The organism is Paenibacillus brasilensis, from assembly GCF_009363115.1.
Lineage (GTDB): Bacteria > Bacillota > Bacilli > Paenibacillales > Paenibacillaceae > Paenibacillus > Paenibacillus brasilensis.
In genome coordinates this window covers 5,081,501-5,097,872 of sequence record NZ_CP045298.1, presented here as the reverse complement: position 1 = coordinate 5,097,872, position 16,372 = coordinate 5,081,501, and the positions used below count along the sequence as shown (strand labels likewise).

The following is a 16,372-nucleotide window of genomic DNA, read 5'->3' as shown; positions in this document are numbered from 1 at the left end:
ATTTGGTAGCAGGGGGGGGCGGGTACCTATTTTAATAGATCACCCTTTGAACGCCGTTAGATACATTCATAATTTACTTATTACTGAAGATATTTACACACTCTCATTTTCTAACATTAAGGCTAACTCTATGAGAGATAAAATTGATTATGATGGCTATATTACATTCGAGACACACGAATTTTTACTGAAAATGATTCAACTAGTGACCGGAGAAAAATCATGATTTCTTTTAAAGCAATAGAATATGCACGTTTATTAAATTTTAAAAAGCTATTCAGGAAATAAGCAGAAGCGTCGTTGGAATAAGTGAAAAAGAAGAGCATTAGAAATCATTCAGCAGATGCTATCTGAATATCCTACGTACAAGGATGAACCTATCCAAAAATTGTATGTGAAGATTGTGAGCCTAAATATAGATATACCAGTAATCGCAATAAGGAAAAAACCAACCCAAATAGAGATCTTTTATAAAAGCAAAAAATATTCAGAACTTGCTTTATTGATTCAGAACCAAGAAAATCATGGTTCGACCGAACAATTCATCAAGCAAAAGGAAATGAATTTAAAAATGTACTGGTTAATGTTCTTCCAAATAAGCAAAAATATTCTGAAAAGAGAAACTCGGTTTCCTTTTGAATCCTGATGTTCAGAGAAGAGGCTCTTATTATTTATACGGGACGGGCAGGTTTTGCTTCTTATAACGAATATGTTATACTAATGTACAAAATACGAGTTTTGTGAATTAGTCCCGGCCCAACCGGTCCAGGGCATCTATGTAAACCAAATCACCTTCCCGCAGTGTCCAGTGACAACAAGTTTACTCCTTTATTGACAACAAGTTTGCCGTATTAGAGATTATGACAACAAGTTTATCCCTTTTCCTATATGATTTTTGTTGGAACAAGCTAAAAAATATTTTTGAACTTCATATTTCTGGTATCATCCTTCTTGAAAGGTATAAACTTGTTGTCACTTTCCTCGTGAGGGGTAAACTTGTTATCATTTTCTTCGAGAGGCATAAACTTGTTGTCATTCTCCTCGGAAGGTATAAACTTGTTGTCACATTTCCAAAAAAATTATTATTATAAGTAGCTATAAATTACTTTTGTTTTCTATCAAGGTTTACATCACTTATCCATATTGTTAACTGCTTCCCTCATTTCTTCATCAGTTAAATGTGTATAGATCATTGTTGTTTGTATTGAGGAATGTCCTAATTGGTTTTTCAACCTAGGAACATCATTGTTCTCTAAGTGATAACGCGTTGCAAATGAATGTCTCAGAGAATGCACGGTTAAAGCCGGTTTTCCAAAAGCTGAAGCATACTTTTCAATCAGTTTTTCAATGGATCTCTGCGTTAAGCGTCGGCTTTTTCCCTTGCGACCAACAGGAGCTGCAATAAATAAAAAGCTTTCGTTTTTTTCTGGGATATATCTGGATTCTCTAATCTGCAGATAATTTTCTAAATCTAGTAACGCTTGCTTGCTGAAATATACATATTGCTCTTTATTACCTTTTCGTATAACACGAACTAAAGCTTTATTCATATCCAGATCCTCGACGTTAATGCCTGCAACCTCAGATAGTCTAAGGCCTGATCCTAAAATGAGGGAAACAATAGCTGTATCTCGTTCACGGTTAAATTGATGGAAATTGTAAATACGTTTATTTTCTTTATTCATTTCTCCGAAATCATAAGCTATAAACTGCCTAAATGACTCAAAATCGTCCTCCCTAAGAATTTTCCCATCAATACGATTGGCAATGGTTTCTTGGCTTTCTTTAACCACATTTAAATCCATTTTGGCCATAACATTGCGCTGGATATATGGCTTTAAGTCACTTGTTTCAGCTTTGTTCTGTAAGTAATCAAATAAGGATTTTAGCGAGGACAATTTACGGTTAATGGTTAGCTTGGTATTGCCAAGTTGATACTCCAAAAAAGATAGGAAATTTTCCACTTCACGAATCGTTAGTTTCTCCAAAGCAGCTAAATTAATGTTTTTACGGCTTTCTTCATTAAAGTTTTCTGCAACTAACCAATCAAAAAATATAATATAGTCATGGCAATAGTTCAGAAGCGTTGTGGGAGAAAGTTTTCGTTTTCTGCTATCAATAAATTCCATAACAAACCACGGAAGATCAGACAATTTTTCATCGATTCGATTCATGTAATGCATTTTCATTTGTTTATCCATAGTAAATTATTATACTTCAGTTATAAATATTCGTCAAAATCATATTTTACGTAATTATATATGGATGGCTAAATCATTTGTCTCTTGTCATCCCCACTTGTAAAACGTTGAAGCAAAACACATTGCATTAATGAAACAAATGCCATTGCATTCACTTCTGTTGAAGCAAAACACATTGCAATATCATATCAGTATTAACAGTGATCAATTTTCTTGCAATGGGATTTGCTTCAATGGATTTATTTAAATATACAGTGAATGAAGCAAAACCCATTGCATAACTAACAGTATCGATTTTTATTGAAGCAAAACATATTGCATTCATTCAATGTCAAATACTTTTATCATTTTTGTTTGAAACCTAACCCACTCAGGGATATAGCTTCTATCAGTGCATGAAAAAAAATTTTACGTTGAGGTTATCTCCAAGCATATGAAAATACTCGAAAAATTTATGTGATTCACTATTATTAAGTGACCTCAGATCGTCAATCATAATCAACTTAATACCTCTTACTCGGATCAGGTTTTCGACCTTTGTTATTATTTCATCTAACCCTACTCTTTTTAATGGATTCTGATAATAATCAAATGTTCTAAGGATCGAGTTGTTCATTTGCTTAATAAGTGTTGCCGTATTCGTTGCTAAAGATAATGGGAAGTATATCTTCAAAGAAAAGTGATTCTCAGTACAGTAACGATCCATAAAAGAAGTCTTACCTGCGCGATTTGGAGCTGCAATACAAGAATATCTGTAACGATCATCTAATAGAAATTTTTCGACTAGTTTTTTCGTTATGTAATAGTTCATGCTGTCTCCCTCCAACATAACTTGGGTTTCATTTTAGCTGTGTATTCTTTATATTGATTCTAACGGATTTGATGTTACAATTTTTCGCATCTTTTCTATATTTACTTTTGTATAGATCGTCGTTGTTTTTGGATCCGCATGTCCCAAAAGTTCGGCGATAGCCAGTAAGTCCGCCCCTTCACCATCATTATACAATACCGTTGCACATGTATGTCGCAATTTATGGGGCGTAACTTTGTAATTATTTGCTCGTACACCTGCAGCCTTAGCAATCCCCTCAATTATTAATTCGACGGCTCTTCTTGTTAATCTTTGGCCTCGTTTTTCGGAAATAAATAATGCCGTTTCCTCTGTTCGGTTGCGTTTTTGAAGGATATTATATATTACTGATTCATGTCCTGCGTGACTTCCGAAGCGGTTAAAGCACGCGTATAGATGCGGAAGTTATCCATCAGTCCGTTCAAATAGGGATCGGCGGACCATTGGGATCGGCCGATCCAATTCTGCGAGGTGAAAGCGAGATCGGACGCTTTATACATGGCGGTATTGCTGCCTACCTGTACGCCATCGACGTAAAGCGTTGCCGTGTAACCGTTCAAGGTTATCGCCACATGATGCCATCCGCCCGTCGGCAGCGCCGCGGTCCCGTCGAGGTCTTTTTCGCTTGAACCATTCTCCTTCATCGCGAAGCGGATTTTGCCGTTGATCCCGTTTTGCGGCGACAGGTACATGTAGTTGCTCGTTCCGGTACCGAAATCGAAGATCCGCATCCAGTTGGTCTCGGCAAAACATCCATATTTAAATAAGTGGGAACCGCCTGTTTTCGCTTCTCCTGCTTATAGTTCTCGTCAATGATTTCTTCTGCGGTCGTATTTTCGAAGAGTTCTTCTTGTTCTTTGATGGCATGAAATCTTTTTGCGAATTCCATATCGAATGCTTCTTTGTCTGGAGCTTTCTTTCGCTAAGTGGGGAAGTCCTTAATCAACACTTCTCTGCTCAAATCACGCCGTATTTTGGCTATGTCCTTAACAAGTTGATTTTGAACGGAAATACTACTTTAGCACGGTAAATCACTAAACTCCGTGTCTACTATTTGAATGAGGTCCATGCTTCGCCAGCCAACATGGTATTATGCCGCCTGTTCCGGGATTTGTCTTCCAGTCCTCCGCCCCCTTCCTCGCGGTCAGAGCACTACTGATCGACTATGCGCTTCCGCCACTTCGCGGAGCGCTCGGAACTCTCACCCGTTTGAACGATGCACTGCCAAGCGCACAAAAATAAACAACCGGATTTAGTCCGCTTGTTTATTTTTCGTAAGCATTTTTTCCTTTACCGTAAAGAATTTAATCAACTTCCGACAGCCATTGAATCGCCTCATCCATGTTATCAAATTCCTCTGAAGGATTTGTGTTATCTATTTCAGTAACCACTCTCTTTGCACTCGATTTAGCTACTGCTTTTTCGGGGGTTACAATCGCCGAATATTTCAGTCCCGCTTTGATTGACTTTGCATTCAAATCTTCGACGAGCCATGTCTAGTCATCCAGCGAAATGACTGACATTTTGCGACAATCAAACAATACCTTCTTGCCCTTCTTTTGCACTAATAATTCTAAAAACTTGTTTAAGGGAGTTCGATATTGTTCGCCTTGGGCAAAGCCTTTTCACTCGAAGATAACTGCTTTAATCGATTCGTTCCATGAAACAGTTGCTTGAGGAGATTCATAATAAATCAAGATGGGTCACGCTCCTTATTTTTTGAGGAATGGCTTCAGGCACATCCCTTAAAGCAAAAAAATAATTAACTTCAGAGAGCCATTGAATAGCTTCTCGTCCATGTTATCAAATTCCTCGTTGGATTCTGGCTTTCTGCTGCTGCAGATACTCTGCTTATGCTCGATTTGGCTACCGCTTTTTCAGATTTTATGATCGCAGAATATTTGAGCCCTTCCTCGATAGACCTTGCATACCAATCCTCAACGAGCCATGTCTGGTCATTCTGCGAAATGACAGACACTTACGGCAATCATACAATACCTTAATGATCATTTCGAAGTTCCTCATAAACACCAGGGTTCTCCAGAATACTGGATACAGCATTAGAAATCAGGTTGCCGCCAAAACTACAGCTACTTTGCTTGCTTTCTTCACTACTAAACACTCTCCCATTTTTTAATATGTCTAAGAATGCAATTTGTAAATTATTTCTTAGACACAAATGTTAGAATTTCTTTGCCAATTCAGTAGCTTCCGACAATGCTTTACTTTTTATTTCATCAGCTTGGTCTTTATACTGTGCCATACCTTCTACATAAATAGTTTGGAAGTCTTCAATGCCTAGCATTGTAAGTACTGCTCTTAGGTAACTATCACCGAAGTTTAATTTTTCAAACTCACCATATGATAAAATGGTCCCAGAAGCTTGAATATGAACAACCTTCTTACCTTGTGCTGTTCCTACTAGACCGCCTAAACCTCTCAGACCGTTATTAGCTGGCTTAATAGTTATACCTGGAACGAAAATAGTATCGATATAAGATTTCAGAACAGGAGGAAACATCAAGTTCCAAACTGGATTAGCGATTATAATTTTATCAGCAGCAACAAATTGCTCGACCAATTCTCTCATACTGCTCGACCAATTCTCTCATACGTACAGCTTTTACTTTGGATTCGTCGCTCAATCCATCAAATGACTCTCCGCTTGGCGGTTGTCCCCAACGTCTCAATAGATCGAAATCAATTTCAGGAATATCTTCCTTATACAAATCTAGATGTACGATTTCATCTTCAGGATTTGCTTCACGATATGTTTCAATAAATTTGTTTCCAACTGTAACGCTGTTCGAATAGCTGTTAATCGGATGTGCTGTGATATAAAGCAATGTTTTCATGATAATTACCTCTTTTCATTTTTGTGAATTCATATTATGACAATATAGACAGGTCTGTCTCGTATTGGGACCGATCAGTACAAAAAAGTCATAAAAATAGCCGGTAAACTCAGGCTTTAGCCGCGTTAGACGCTCCCCAAAGCGATCCAGGATTAGCCCTGTTCGGGTAAATCTCCATCATTCTGTTAAAAAGATCCTCAGCAGTCGTCGTGACCTCGTTTAATCGTATGAAATCCATGATATATTGACGTGTCTTACCGATATTGTCTGGACTGTCGTCGTTCTCTGGTTTTTTATGCCCGGCGATAACCGCTGTTGGTTTCAGTGCTTCTATTCTATCTAGTGCCGCGAGCCAATCGAGTCTGGTTTGTTCGTTCGTCTCGGACAGTAAAGGATGAATGTCGTTATACACCGCATCACCTGCGACAACCAAACCGATTGATGGTACATGCAGCGCCGTTGTGCTGACTGTATCTGTAAACCCTGTATCAACTACCACCAGTTTGTGTCCTTCCAGCTCGAACTCATTGCCTTCCAGTGCCTCTGCTGATACAAGTTTATCTGGTATTTGACCTGGGAAAAGTTTGTTCCAGAATGTGTCAAGCGCTACCTGAGAAAACTGATATGGCATCGTACTTACAGCTTCCGGTGTCGCGATGGCTCTTGCATTCGGGAAACGTTCCTGCAGCATATTGATGCCGAAGAAGTGATCGCCATGACCATGCGTGATATAGATCGTCGTTAAGTTTTTGCCACTCGCTACAACCCAATCCACCAACGCTTGATTTTGTTCAACGGTTGTGAACGTATCGACGAGAACAGCATCATTTTCACCATAAATCAATGTTGCCGTATTTGCTACCCATTGCAGCGATTCGTCGATTCCAGCAGGCAAATTACGAGTCATACCTTGACGCTTGATAACAAGCGTTTCATATTTCAATTCAGTCATTGTTTTTATCTCCTTTTTATATGCTCGTTGCAGCTAATGCCGCAGACCAAGCGTTGATTTCGTTACTTTAGTAATTGAAACATCATGGACAATGACTCATCGATGAATTGCCGCTCAGGCTTTGTCTTCAAAGTGACCAAGAGACCGTTCATAAAGATGATGAGCGAATGCGAGACGGCTAAAGCATCCAGGTCGCGCGAGAATTCTCCAGCTAGAATTCCCTTTTCAAGCGCCTGCCGAACAAGAATTTGCAACTGCTCTTGATAACGGCTCGTTATCTGGGAGAATTGAGAATCGTGAGGTGCGAGTTCCACAATGGTATTGACGCAGAAACATCCGAAGGACGGATTCGTTTGATAGGCAATATCGATGATGTCTTTGAAACACGATTTGATGGATTCTCGCACCGACGCATGGCCTTGAAGTTTGGCCTTCAAATAAGCGATCCTGGTTTCCGAATATTTTTGGAGCGCGGTCGTAAACAACGACCTCTTGTCGCCATACGTCGCGTAGAAGCTGGATCGTTGAAGCCCCATTCTCTCCGTCAAAGCGCTCAGAGACGTCGCTTCGTACCCTTTTTCCCAAAACAACTGCATGGCTGCGTCTAATGCCTTCCGTTCGTCGAATTCCTTGGTTCTGGCCATCGATATACCTTCCTCCTTTCTGTGTCGATCGGTACAGAATAATCATACTACCTCTAATTCTGTATTGTCAAGATGGTCACGAGATGTAATTTGCGGAGGTTCCAATTTGAACATCCGGTAGTCTCGGCAATCCGAAACCGGCAGCGAACAAGAGTCTTCTTGCGTGCCGGATCTCGCATGAATGCTGCATGTCAAGGTCGAACGCCTATGTCGCGGCCAGGCTGCAGAATCGATCGCCAGGTACGCTTGCCGCGCGAGCTGCTGTCCGATGAAAATTAAGAAATAAAGTGGAACCGTTGCGGTATCCTAATTCTGTAGCACTGGCTTAATGCCCCGGCAGTCTATCCTGAAAATATCGCTCCGTAGAACACCTAAAAAAGGCAACAAGAAAGCGACCCTCCGGCAAACAAAAAATAGCCAGGGGCATTAGTAATGTATGGTTTGCATAACGATCAGGAAGCTGCCGTATTCACAGTAATTGATACACCTAATGACTCCAGTTTCTTAATGGAATGCTTGATGATCACATCCCGTTTTCGTTCCTCGTAGTAGGTTGGACCTAGCTCGATGTAGGGTTGTTTCCGCTTAAGAATATAGTAAACCATAGATAATATACTGTGTGCTACTGCAACCGTCGCTCGGTTAGCTCCCCGACGCGCGGAAATCCGATGATACTGGCTGGATAAATACGTTTCTTTTGTTCTAGCCGCAGCCTTCGCAGCTTCTACAAGCGTACTTCGGAGTTTCTTATTTCCTTTTCGCGTCTTGCCGGACAATCGTTTTCCGGCGCTTTCATTCTGACCCGGACACAGCCCTGCCCAAGAACATAAATGGGCGGCGGAAGGATACTGATTCATATTAGAGCCAATTTCGGCTAGAATAGTCTCTGCTGTTCTTCGTGCCACACCTGGGATGGTGTCAAGCAGTTCCAAGTCTTCATCAAAAGGGAGCATGCGCTTTTTAATTTCCTCATCCAACCTGCCAATCTCTTCGTCCAAATAATCGACGTGACGGAGCTGAGCTCCCAGCATCAGTTTCTGATGAGGGCCCATTAAGCCGTTCAATGCTCGCTTCAAATCCGCTTTTTTGCTTTTCAACTTTCGTTTTGCAAGATCAGATAAAGCTTCAGGATTGGTTTCGCCAGCAATCATCGCCTCAATCATTGCACGTCCTGATTTCCCAAGCACATTGCTGGCAACCGAGGAAAGCTTGATGTTTGCTCCTTCCAGCACCTTTTGAATGCGGCTGACTTCCCGAGCTCGCTCTTCGATGAGACTACGGCGGTAGCGAATCAATTCCCTCAGCTCTCTTTGCTCGCGATTTGGGATAAAGCTACCCTTCAATAGACCATGCCGGAGCAATCCAGCAATCCATTCCGCGTCTTTGACGTCAGTCTTGCGTCCCGGAACATTCTTGATGTGCTGGGCATTCACAACAAGAGTCTCAATCTCCTCAAGCTCCAACAGGTTGTAGATTGGTTTCCAATATGCTCCAGTGCTTTCCATCGCTACATGAGTGCATTCCTTGACTTTGAGCCAATCTACAAGCAAAATTAAATCGTCGGTCATCGTGCCAAACGTACGGATTTCTTTACCTTCAGGCGTGATGGTGCAGGCAACGATGTTCTTTTTATGAACGTCAAGTCCGCACACATGACTGTAAACAACGTCCATTCGTAGCCTTCTCCTTACGGCAGCAAGATTGAAGGGGCTGGTGCAACAACCACATATGGTTATTCTATCCTGCGTGCTTCCAAATTCGGAGCAACAATCTGTGGTGCACCTGGTCGTTAGGGTCAGTCTAATACTCGGGCTCGAAGCACCATTGACTGCCGACCTGCCTTCGCCAGCCGTAAGTAAATTATATCGCATGCCTACCATTTTCATCATCTGATGGTGCTGCGTTAGCGGCATGGGCGTCTAATACTTTATTTTGTTTTGACAGCAGTTTCAAATTACGGGAGGCAAGCCGGGGTCGATCCCTGTCATGTCGACGGATACATCCCACAGTCGCTTGGCAAGCTTCGGATCTCGCGCCTGCTCGGAGCAGGAGCATTCGCGGGAAGGTCCCCGCAACTCGCGTAATCCTGACGGCCCGTAATAGCCGCTTGGCTTTATCTTCCCGGTGGCTGCGTGCAACGCGCCCCAGGCACCCATGGCCGGCGTGGCAAAGAACAGGCCGATCAACGGCATCAGTACTTTGCCAGCCATGCTATCGCGTCCGAGGTCCGTTCCCACAAGGCCCGGGTGGCAGGCCACGACTGTTACTGGCGCTCCCGCCGCCCGCAGCCGCCGGTCCAGCTCGAAGACGAAGAGCAAATTCGCGAGCTTGCTGGCGCTATAGCGCGGGAGCCATTTGTAGCTCTTTTCTGCGTTAAGGTCTTCCCATTCGATCTTCGCGTCTTTGTGTTGACCGCTGCTCGTGACGACGATGCGCGACCCAGGCGTTTCCATGAGCTTGGGCAGCAACAGCGCGGTGAACGCGAAGCAGCCAAGGTGATTGACGCCGAACGTCAGCTCGAAGCCTTGCACAGTGTGCCTCAGCTTCGAACCCTGCACGCCGGCATTGTTGATCAATACATCGATGCGCGGCTCCTTGGCGGCCAATTCGGCTGCGCTCCGCACACTCGCCAGATCCGCCAGGTCGAGCGGCAGGAAAGCGAGGTCAGCTCCGGGGGTCTTCCTCCGAATCCGATCCATGGCGGCTTTCGCCTTCGCTTGGTTGCGGCAGGCCAGCAGCACCCGCGCACCCCGCGCTGCCAGCACTTGCGACACTTCGAAGCCAATTCCAGTATTGGCCCCGGTGACGATGATGCATTTGCCCGACTGGTCAGGTACATTGGCATCCGTAAATCCTGTGTGACCGATTTCTCCGCTTTTGCCCGTTTGGCGTGCCAAATAAATCACTCCTCTAATTTTTAGGCTGAGTTCAGCGTCTTTGTTACTTAGGAACATTCTTTCTTGTATTCTTTTTAGTTAAAACTTCTGTTTCATTATTTGAATCTCCATCCCCCATGAAGTTGTTATATAGAAAAATCCAAGAGGGCTCAGCTCTCTAACTTTAACATCAGACTGTTCTGCAAAATATTTCAAAGCCTCTTCTAAATTGGTAACTGTAATAGCTAGATGAGCTACACCGATATCACTGGGTTTTAGGTGAACATTCTGTTGATCTGGCGTCGACCATTGAACCAGTTCGATCTTTCTACCGCCGTATTGCAAAAATGCCGCCCCTTCTACAACTGAATTATCGTGAACCCCAAAGTACCTTTTTAAACTATCGTCTTCAAACTGCATCCGTCTTGGCCGGAACAAGACTTCAAAACCCAAAATGTTAGTGAAGAATTCAACTGCTACTTCGATATTGGTACTACAAATCCTGAATGCTCTATTGTGCCTTGAAAAATTGTGTTTTTCATATCGCGAAACCCCTTTGATTTTTTATTTGGAAATAAACGATTCATTATAAAGTGGTATTTAATGTAGTCATATAACACAAGCACCGATTAGGTTCAATACAAGTGTTTTGGAACTAAAAACTAGTTAGTTTAAAATGTACCGAAAATCGATAGTTTTTAGTTCCGAAACTTATTCCCCATAAACAAAGTTCCATCAAAACAAATCTAAAACCTTTTTGAAAAGTCTTTAGCGGACTCAAAAACAGTCCATTACCTTCTTAAAATCTGCATAGGATAAAAAATTCCAAAATGATGTTGGCACTACTTCAAGATTTAGAACAACAATACCTGAGCCTTGAAATACTATATTATTCTTTTGAGATTTCTGTATCTTTTTTTGAATATTCATTAAAATTCACATGTTCCATCTGAACAATAATCATCGAGCGACGGCTCTAATTTATGCTCTTCAACCTTAGCATTCGCGTACTCTTCTTTCCAAACCCGTTGTAATGTTTCTAAAAATACTTTGCTAGGTTGTGCTCCTGAGATGACATATTTATCATTCACTACGTAAAAGGGCACGCCCTGAATCCCAATTTTTGATCCCTCGGCTCTATCAGCTGCAATATTCTCGCTATATTTATCATTTGCTAAAACATCCAAAGCTTCGTTGCCATCAAGACCTATCTCACTTGTAAGTTGAGCAAGTGTTGCATGGTCACCGATATCTAGTGAATCCGTGAAATGAGCTTTCATAATACGCTCCATAAACTCCTGTATCTTCCCTTTCTCTTTTGCATAATAAGAAAGACGAAGTGCATCATATGAATTCGTAGGAATCATTGTATCAAATTGATAATCTAACCCAACCTCTTTTGCTTTCTGTTTCAATTGATTGTTCAGTGCTTTTGCTTTTTCATATGGGATACCATGCTTGGAAGATAATACTTGATGGATATCCATTCCTGTATTTTTTTTCGCATATGGATCTAATTGAAAATTACGAAATAAGACTTCTACCTCTTCTTTATGTTTAAACTGTTCTAACCCTATTTCAAATTGACGTTTGCCAATATAACAAAACGGGCAAACAAAATCAGACCAAATTTCTACTTTCATCATATGTTCCCCCTTTATTATTTTGATGAATGTGTTTTATCTATTCCCTATTACGCTTGACAGTTTTAATTGTATAACGTAATTTGATATTACTTAGCAAGAATAGTTTTTAAATTTTTGTCCTCTTGATTCTATAGAAAAATCCTCTCCATTATTATGTACAATTTAACGTTCTTTTTGTACTAGTCTACTGTGAGGGGATTATGTTAATAAAAATCTTTTTAACTAATCCCACCAATGCTCTTTTTAAAAAGTTCGTGCTACCACTTTTGCCTTTTCAATTGCTGCAGCAACAATTTCTTCTTCTTTAGTTGGATCATAGTCAATACCTTCAACAAAAATCGTTGGAACCACTTCAATCCCAACAAACTTTAGCGCACCTTTCACGTAAGAATCGGAATGCTCCATTCCAATTGCCTGCGAATAAAACCCTCCCATTCCATGAATATGGATTGCTTTTTTCCCTTTCATCAATCCTTCTGGACCTTCTGGTGTATATTTAAACGTTTTTCCAGCACTCATGATTGTATCAATATAGGCTTTTAATAACGGTTGGATTCCTAATTCCACATTGAAGACTGAATGATGTATTTATCTACTTCCATAAATTGCTTTGTGAATGCATTAACTGCTTCTACTTTCTGTGCTTCAACATCTGTTAGCGCTTCCCCACTTCTTAACTTCTTTTGTCCAGTTAAAAAATCAGCATCAATTAATGGCACATTTGCATAATAGACATCCACCTCAATTATTTCATCCGTTGGATTTACTTCCTTATATTCATTGATAAATGCTCTTGCAACTTGCGTACTTCTTGATTGCTCCTCACTTTGAGGTGTTCCTTTAACAAATAATACTTTTGACATGATAATTGTCTCCTTTATGATTTTGATGAATGTTTTTTATTCCCAAACATTTTTTGAATACTCATTAAAAGAATTTACACGTTTCATCTGAACAATATTTTCGGTATGATTCTAAATGATCCCTACAATTTTTGCTGAATCAACACCCTCACACAAAAACGTGTGTTATTTAAACGACTAGTGTTGTTTATCTATTAACAACCACCAAAATGGCTTATATGTTGTTTACACAACACTTATATTGTATTGTTGTTTTTAAACACCAAATCCGACCTATATCTCAATTTTCATTTTGAATGCTCCCTTTAAAGCTGATTTAATTATTATAGACAATGGGCATTTTTCCGATTAATTGGCTTTGCCGAGCGGCGGCATACATGAGTTTAGCCACATTTTCCCTAGAGACGGACATTTTAGCTGGCTGATCGCCGAATGAATAATCATAAGATTGCCCTTTGTATTTGACATTAGGATTAATGATTCGAACGACTGTCCAATCCAGGTTCGATTGTTTAATAATTTCTCCTATCTTCTTCATTTCGGCATAACCATTTGGCATTAAAAGTTTAGGCAATATTCTCGGCAATATCGTCGATAAGCTTTTCTTATCGTCGTCAGATTGCAAGGCTGGTGTCGCGAGTGTAATCAACCTTTTTTTGGTGAACTTCTTCATCGCTTTGACAATCCGGTAATGTCCGTCGGCGATCGGTGTGCCTTTTAGTTTTCGCGACATATCAACCCCGGGGCCTAAGGTGCTTAACACGACATCTGCTTCTGAAACTGCCGTTTCAATGGCTGAAGTGTTCGATAGTTCCCCCGTTACAATGCGTAAATTGGAATGCTTTAGCTTGATTTTCTCAGGGTTTCTAACATATACCGTAACGAAATCTCCGTTTTCTAATGCAAACCGCGTTAGAAGTTGACCGATTGCACCAGTTGCCCCAAAAATAGTTATGTTCACGGTCTTCTACCTCCTTGTGTTATAGTGTCCTGAATAAAATCCTCCGATTCACACTTTATCTTCCGTAATAAATTCTTCGACTCGATCTCTTTTGGTGTACATGTCATACCAAATGTCGGCGATTTTGTCTTGAACTCCCGAATTCGGCTGCATCCAGATTCCAATCGAAACATGCCCGGCATAAATACCCTTGTCCTTTAATTCGCTGTTCAAATTGATGATATAATTACGAAGACCAGAAACAGCTATTCCGACATTGCCCATCATTGGTACTGGATCGATTGCGGCACCACCCGTCGTAAATAACAAAGCTCCGCTTTGTTTATCCAGCATATCCGGAAGCACTTCTCGAATACTCGATATCGCACCTAAAACGTTGAATTGAAATTGGTATAGCGCATTTTCTTCTGTTACATCTAATGCGGTTGCTACTGTATCGATACTTGGAGTTGGACTGTATTCAACCACATCAATAAATCCGTATTTCTCCTTGATCGCTGCGAAAGCTAAACTAATTTGGGCTTTATTTAATATATCTGCTTGAAATGATGCTGCTTCAATGCCTAATTGTTCTAGTTCACTAACTAGTTGGTTCAACTTTTCTTCATTACGGGCTATAAGTGCTACACGAAATCCGTTTTTTCCGAACTTCTTCGCAATAGACATTCCTAATCCTGGTCCTGCCCCAACAATTACAATATTTTTCATAATATAATTCCCTCCATAACTTCTTAGCTAAATATTTTTTTATAGAGCTCATTTGTTACGATAGGTACTGCTTTATTTATTAAGAACCAATCGCCTTTTCAATCTTTTGAGTATGATTCTGAATGATCACAACTATTTGCTTGATCAAAACTCTTCCACAAAAACATGTGTTATTTAAGCAACGCTCGTTGTATAATTGATGATAAGATGAAAAAGAACTATTAACAACCACCAAAATGGCTAATATGTTGTTTACACAACACTTCTATAGTATTGTGGGTTTTTAAACACCATTATGTACCCTAAAAAGGAGAAGAAAAAATTGATTATGCCAAAAAAAGATCCGAGAATACTTCGTACGAGACAATTGATTGTAGACTCTTTTCTTTCGTTAGCTAGTGAAAAAGATTTCAACAATATAACGGTACGTGATATCACAGAAATGGCTACTATTAACCGCGCTACATTTTATGCGCACTTTGACGATAAATTTGATTTATTACATTCTACAATCACCAATACTTTTACAGACAAATTGAAAAAAAGACTAAATGATCACGAGGGATTCAATGAAAAAGTCATTGCAAATATTTTTCTAGCCATGTGTGATCACCATAAAGAGTTAAGCGACCTATGTCCTAAAGGTTATAATTCTTTAGGAACTATTATAGAAAGTAAAATTAAAGAAGAGTTACAGAAGCTAATAGCTGATCTTGTGCTAAAAGGAACTAAAAATACCATTGAATTAGAGGATAAACAATTGGTAACAACCCTATCTACTATGCTAAGTTGGAGTATATACGGAGCTGCATACACATGGAATAAGGATGGAAGACCTATTTCACCAGAAGAGCTAGTGACTAAGACCCTGCCTATATTTAAAAATGGCATGAGTAAGTATTTCCTTTAATGAAACTCATGTTAAATTTCAAATCTTTTTCGCCATTTTAAAGTAGCCTTTACTATTAAATTACGCAACAAAAACGAACGTTTCTGTTACGCTGGTTCGTACCAATTCTTTCAGCTTGTAACTTTACATTTTATTTTGCGCACTTTTGACACGAATAGTTGCGCAGATCCATGTAAGGGACTGAGTGACTAATTACTATTAATCTATCAATAGGGTATACTCTATTGATAGATGCTCAAGTGTTGATTTTCTTGTACAATCTAACTATCATATACACCTGTCTTTGATTACGTGTTTTTGGGAGGGATTTTATGATTTTTGGGTATGCGCGTGTTTCTTCGTTTGATCAGAACTTGGATTCACAAATTGAACAATTGCGAAATGCAAACGTAGATCGAATTGTTCAGGAAAAAGTATCAGGTGTACAAAATCAGAAAGAGGAATTGCAACAACTACTGAATCGATTAGTTAAAGGGGATACACTCATTGTTACAAGGATGGATCGTCTGGGAAGAAATACAAAGCAGTTGTTAGAGCTCATTGAAGAGTTAGAAGGACGTGGCATTCATTTGGTCATATTGAATCTGGGGATTGATACGAGAACTCCTTCAGGAAAATTCATTTTAACGGTTATGTCGGCGTTTAGTGAACTCGATCGCACGATGATCAAAGAAAAACAACAAGCTGGCATTGCAATTGCAAAAAGGAAAGGGACATACAAAGGGAAGAAACAGAAGTTTACCTTAAGGCATGACGGTGTCAAACATGCAATCGAATTACATGAAACCACGAATAAACCCATAAAAGAGATCTGTAAGATCACCAATATAAGCGAAGCTACCTTTTATCGTCGATGGAGAGAATATAAGAAACAGAAAGAAAATATACCTACATCTACACACTAAA

16 protein-coding genes and 1 pseudogene are annotated in these 16,372 nt (G+C 40.2%); 2 read left to right on the top strand and 15 right to left on the bottom strand.

Annotated elements, in window-relative coordinates:
- Positions 1–1,130: 1,130 nt before the first annotated feature.
- The 15 genes and pseudogenes from xerS to GCU48_RS24080 all read right to left on the bottom strand — a co-directional run bounded on the left by xerS (position 1,131) and on the right by GCU48_RS24080 (position 14,556).
- Positions 1,131–2,201, bottom strand: coding sequence for a tyrosine recombinase XerS (gene xerS / locus GCU48_RS24145; RefSeq protein ID WP_152381725.1), 1,071 nt, complete (start codon positions 2,199–2,201; stop codon positions 1,131–1,133).
- 388 nt (positions 2,202–2,589) lie between these two features.
- Positions 2,590–3,012, bottom strand: coding sequence for a hypothetical protein (locus tag GCU48_RS24140; RefSeq protein WP_152381724.1), 423 nt, complete (start codon positions 3,010–3,012; stop codon positions 2,590–2,592).
- 48 nt (positions 3,013–3,060) lie between these two features.
- Positions 3,061–3,345, bottom strand: a complete 285-nt coding sequence (locus tag GCU48_RS24135; RefSeq protein WP_244316363.1) for a tyrosine-type recombinase/integrase — start codon at positions 3,343–3,345, stop codon at positions 3,061–3,063.
- A 50-nt stretch (positions 3,346–3,395) separates the two neighbouring features.
- Complete coding sequence (locus GCU48_RS24130; RefSeq protein WP_152381723.1) at positions 3,396–3,782, bottom strand: LamG domain-containing protein; 387 nt, start codon at positions 3,780–3,782, stop codon at positions 3,396–3,398.
- Between the two features lie 1,451 nt (positions 3,783–5,233).
- Positions 5,234–5,632: an NAD(P)H-dependent oxidoreductase gene (locus tag GCU48_RS28725; RefSeq protein ID WP_280116413.1), complete on the bottom strand. Its 399-nt coding sequence runs from the start codon at positions 5,630–5,632 to the stop codon at positions 5,234–5,236.
- The gene (locus tag GCU48_RS28720) at positions 5,607–5,906 is read right to left on the bottom strand and encodes an NAD(P)H-dependent oxidoreductase (RefSeq protein ID WP_280116412.1); all 300 of its coding nucleotides are present in this window, start codon (positions 5,904–5,906) and stop codon (positions 5,607–5,609) included. The genes GCU48_RS28725 and GCU48_RS28720 overlap by 26 nt, the downstream gene beginning before the upstream one ends.
- Positions 5,907–6,015: 109 nt before the next feature.
- Positions 6,016–6,858, bottom strand: a complete 843-nt coding sequence (locus tag GCU48_RS24120; protein WP_152381722.1) for an MBL fold metallo-hydrolase — start codon at positions 6,856–6,858, stop codon at positions 6,016–6,018.
- Positions 6,859–6,920: 62 nt separating this feature from the next.
- Positions 6,921–7,502, bottom strand: coding sequence for a TetR/AcrR family transcriptional regulator (locus tag GCU48_RS24115; protein ID WP_152381721.1), 582 nt, complete (start codon positions 7,500–7,502; stop codon positions 6,921–6,923).
- Positions 7,503–7,954: 452 nt separating this feature from the next.
- Positions 7,955–9,175 (bottom strand): IS110 family RNA-guided transposase, encoded by a 1,221-nt coding sequence (locus tag GCU48_RS24110; protein WP_152379390.1) that lies wholly within the window; start codon positions 9,173–9,175, stop codon positions 7,955–7,957.
- Positions 9,176–9,451: 276 nt separating this feature from the next.
- A complete protein-coding gene (locus GCU48_RS24105; protein ID WP_208811916.1) occupies positions 9,452–10,399 on the bottom strand; it encodes an oxidoreductase in 948 nt (315 codons plus the stop codon).
- A gap of 78 nt (positions 10,400–10,477) precedes the next feature.
- Complete coding sequence (locus GCU48_RS24100) at positions 10,478–10,831, bottom strand: VOC family protein (protein WP_244315927.1); 354 nt, start codon at positions 10,829–10,831, stop codon at positions 10,478–10,480.
- A 476-nt stretch (positions 10,832–11,307) separates the two neighbouring features.
- On the bottom strand, positions 11,308–12,021 hold the full coding sequence (locus tag GCU48_RS24095) for a DsbA family oxidoreductase (RefSeq protein ID WP_152382255.1): 714 nt from the start codon (positions 12,019–12,021) through the stop codon (positions 11,308–11,310).
- A gap of 246 nt (positions 12,022–12,267) precedes the next feature.
- Positions 12,268–12,887 (bottom strand): annotated as a pseudogene (locus tag GCU48_RS24090) (FMN-dependent NADH-azoreductase).
- 316 nt (positions 12,888–13,203) lie between these two features.
- Positions 13,204–13,848, bottom strand: a complete 645-nt coding sequence (locus GCU48_RS24085; RefSeq protein ID WP_152381720.1) for an NAD(P)-dependent oxidoreductase — start codon at positions 13,846–13,848, stop codon at positions 13,204–13,206.
- 48 nt (positions 13,849–13,896) lie between these two features.
- Positions 13,897–14,556 (bottom strand): SDR family NAD(P)-dependent oxidoreductase, encoded by a 660-nt coding sequence (locus GCU48_RS24080; RefSeq protein WP_152381719.1) that lies wholly within the window; start codon positions 14,554–14,556, stop codon positions 13,897–13,899.
- A 328-nt stretch (positions 14,557–14,884) separates the two neighbouring features.
- On the opposite strand from GCU48_RS24080, the gene GCU48_RS24075 reads away from it, so the two are divergent.
- On the top strand, positions 14,885–15,466 hold the full coding sequence (locus GCU48_RS24075) for a TetR/AcrR family transcriptional regulator (RefSeq protein ID WP_152382254.1): 582 nt from the start codon (positions 14,885–14,887) through the stop codon (positions 15,464–15,466).
- A 311-nt stretch (positions 15,467–15,777) separates the two neighbouring features.
- Positions 15,778–16,371: a recombinase family protein gene (locus GCU48_RS24070; protein ID WP_152381718.1), complete on the top strand. Its 594-nt coding sequence runs from the start codon at positions 15,778–15,780 to the stop codon at positions 16,369–16,371.
- The last annotated feature ends 1 nt before the right edge of the window (position 16,372 follow it).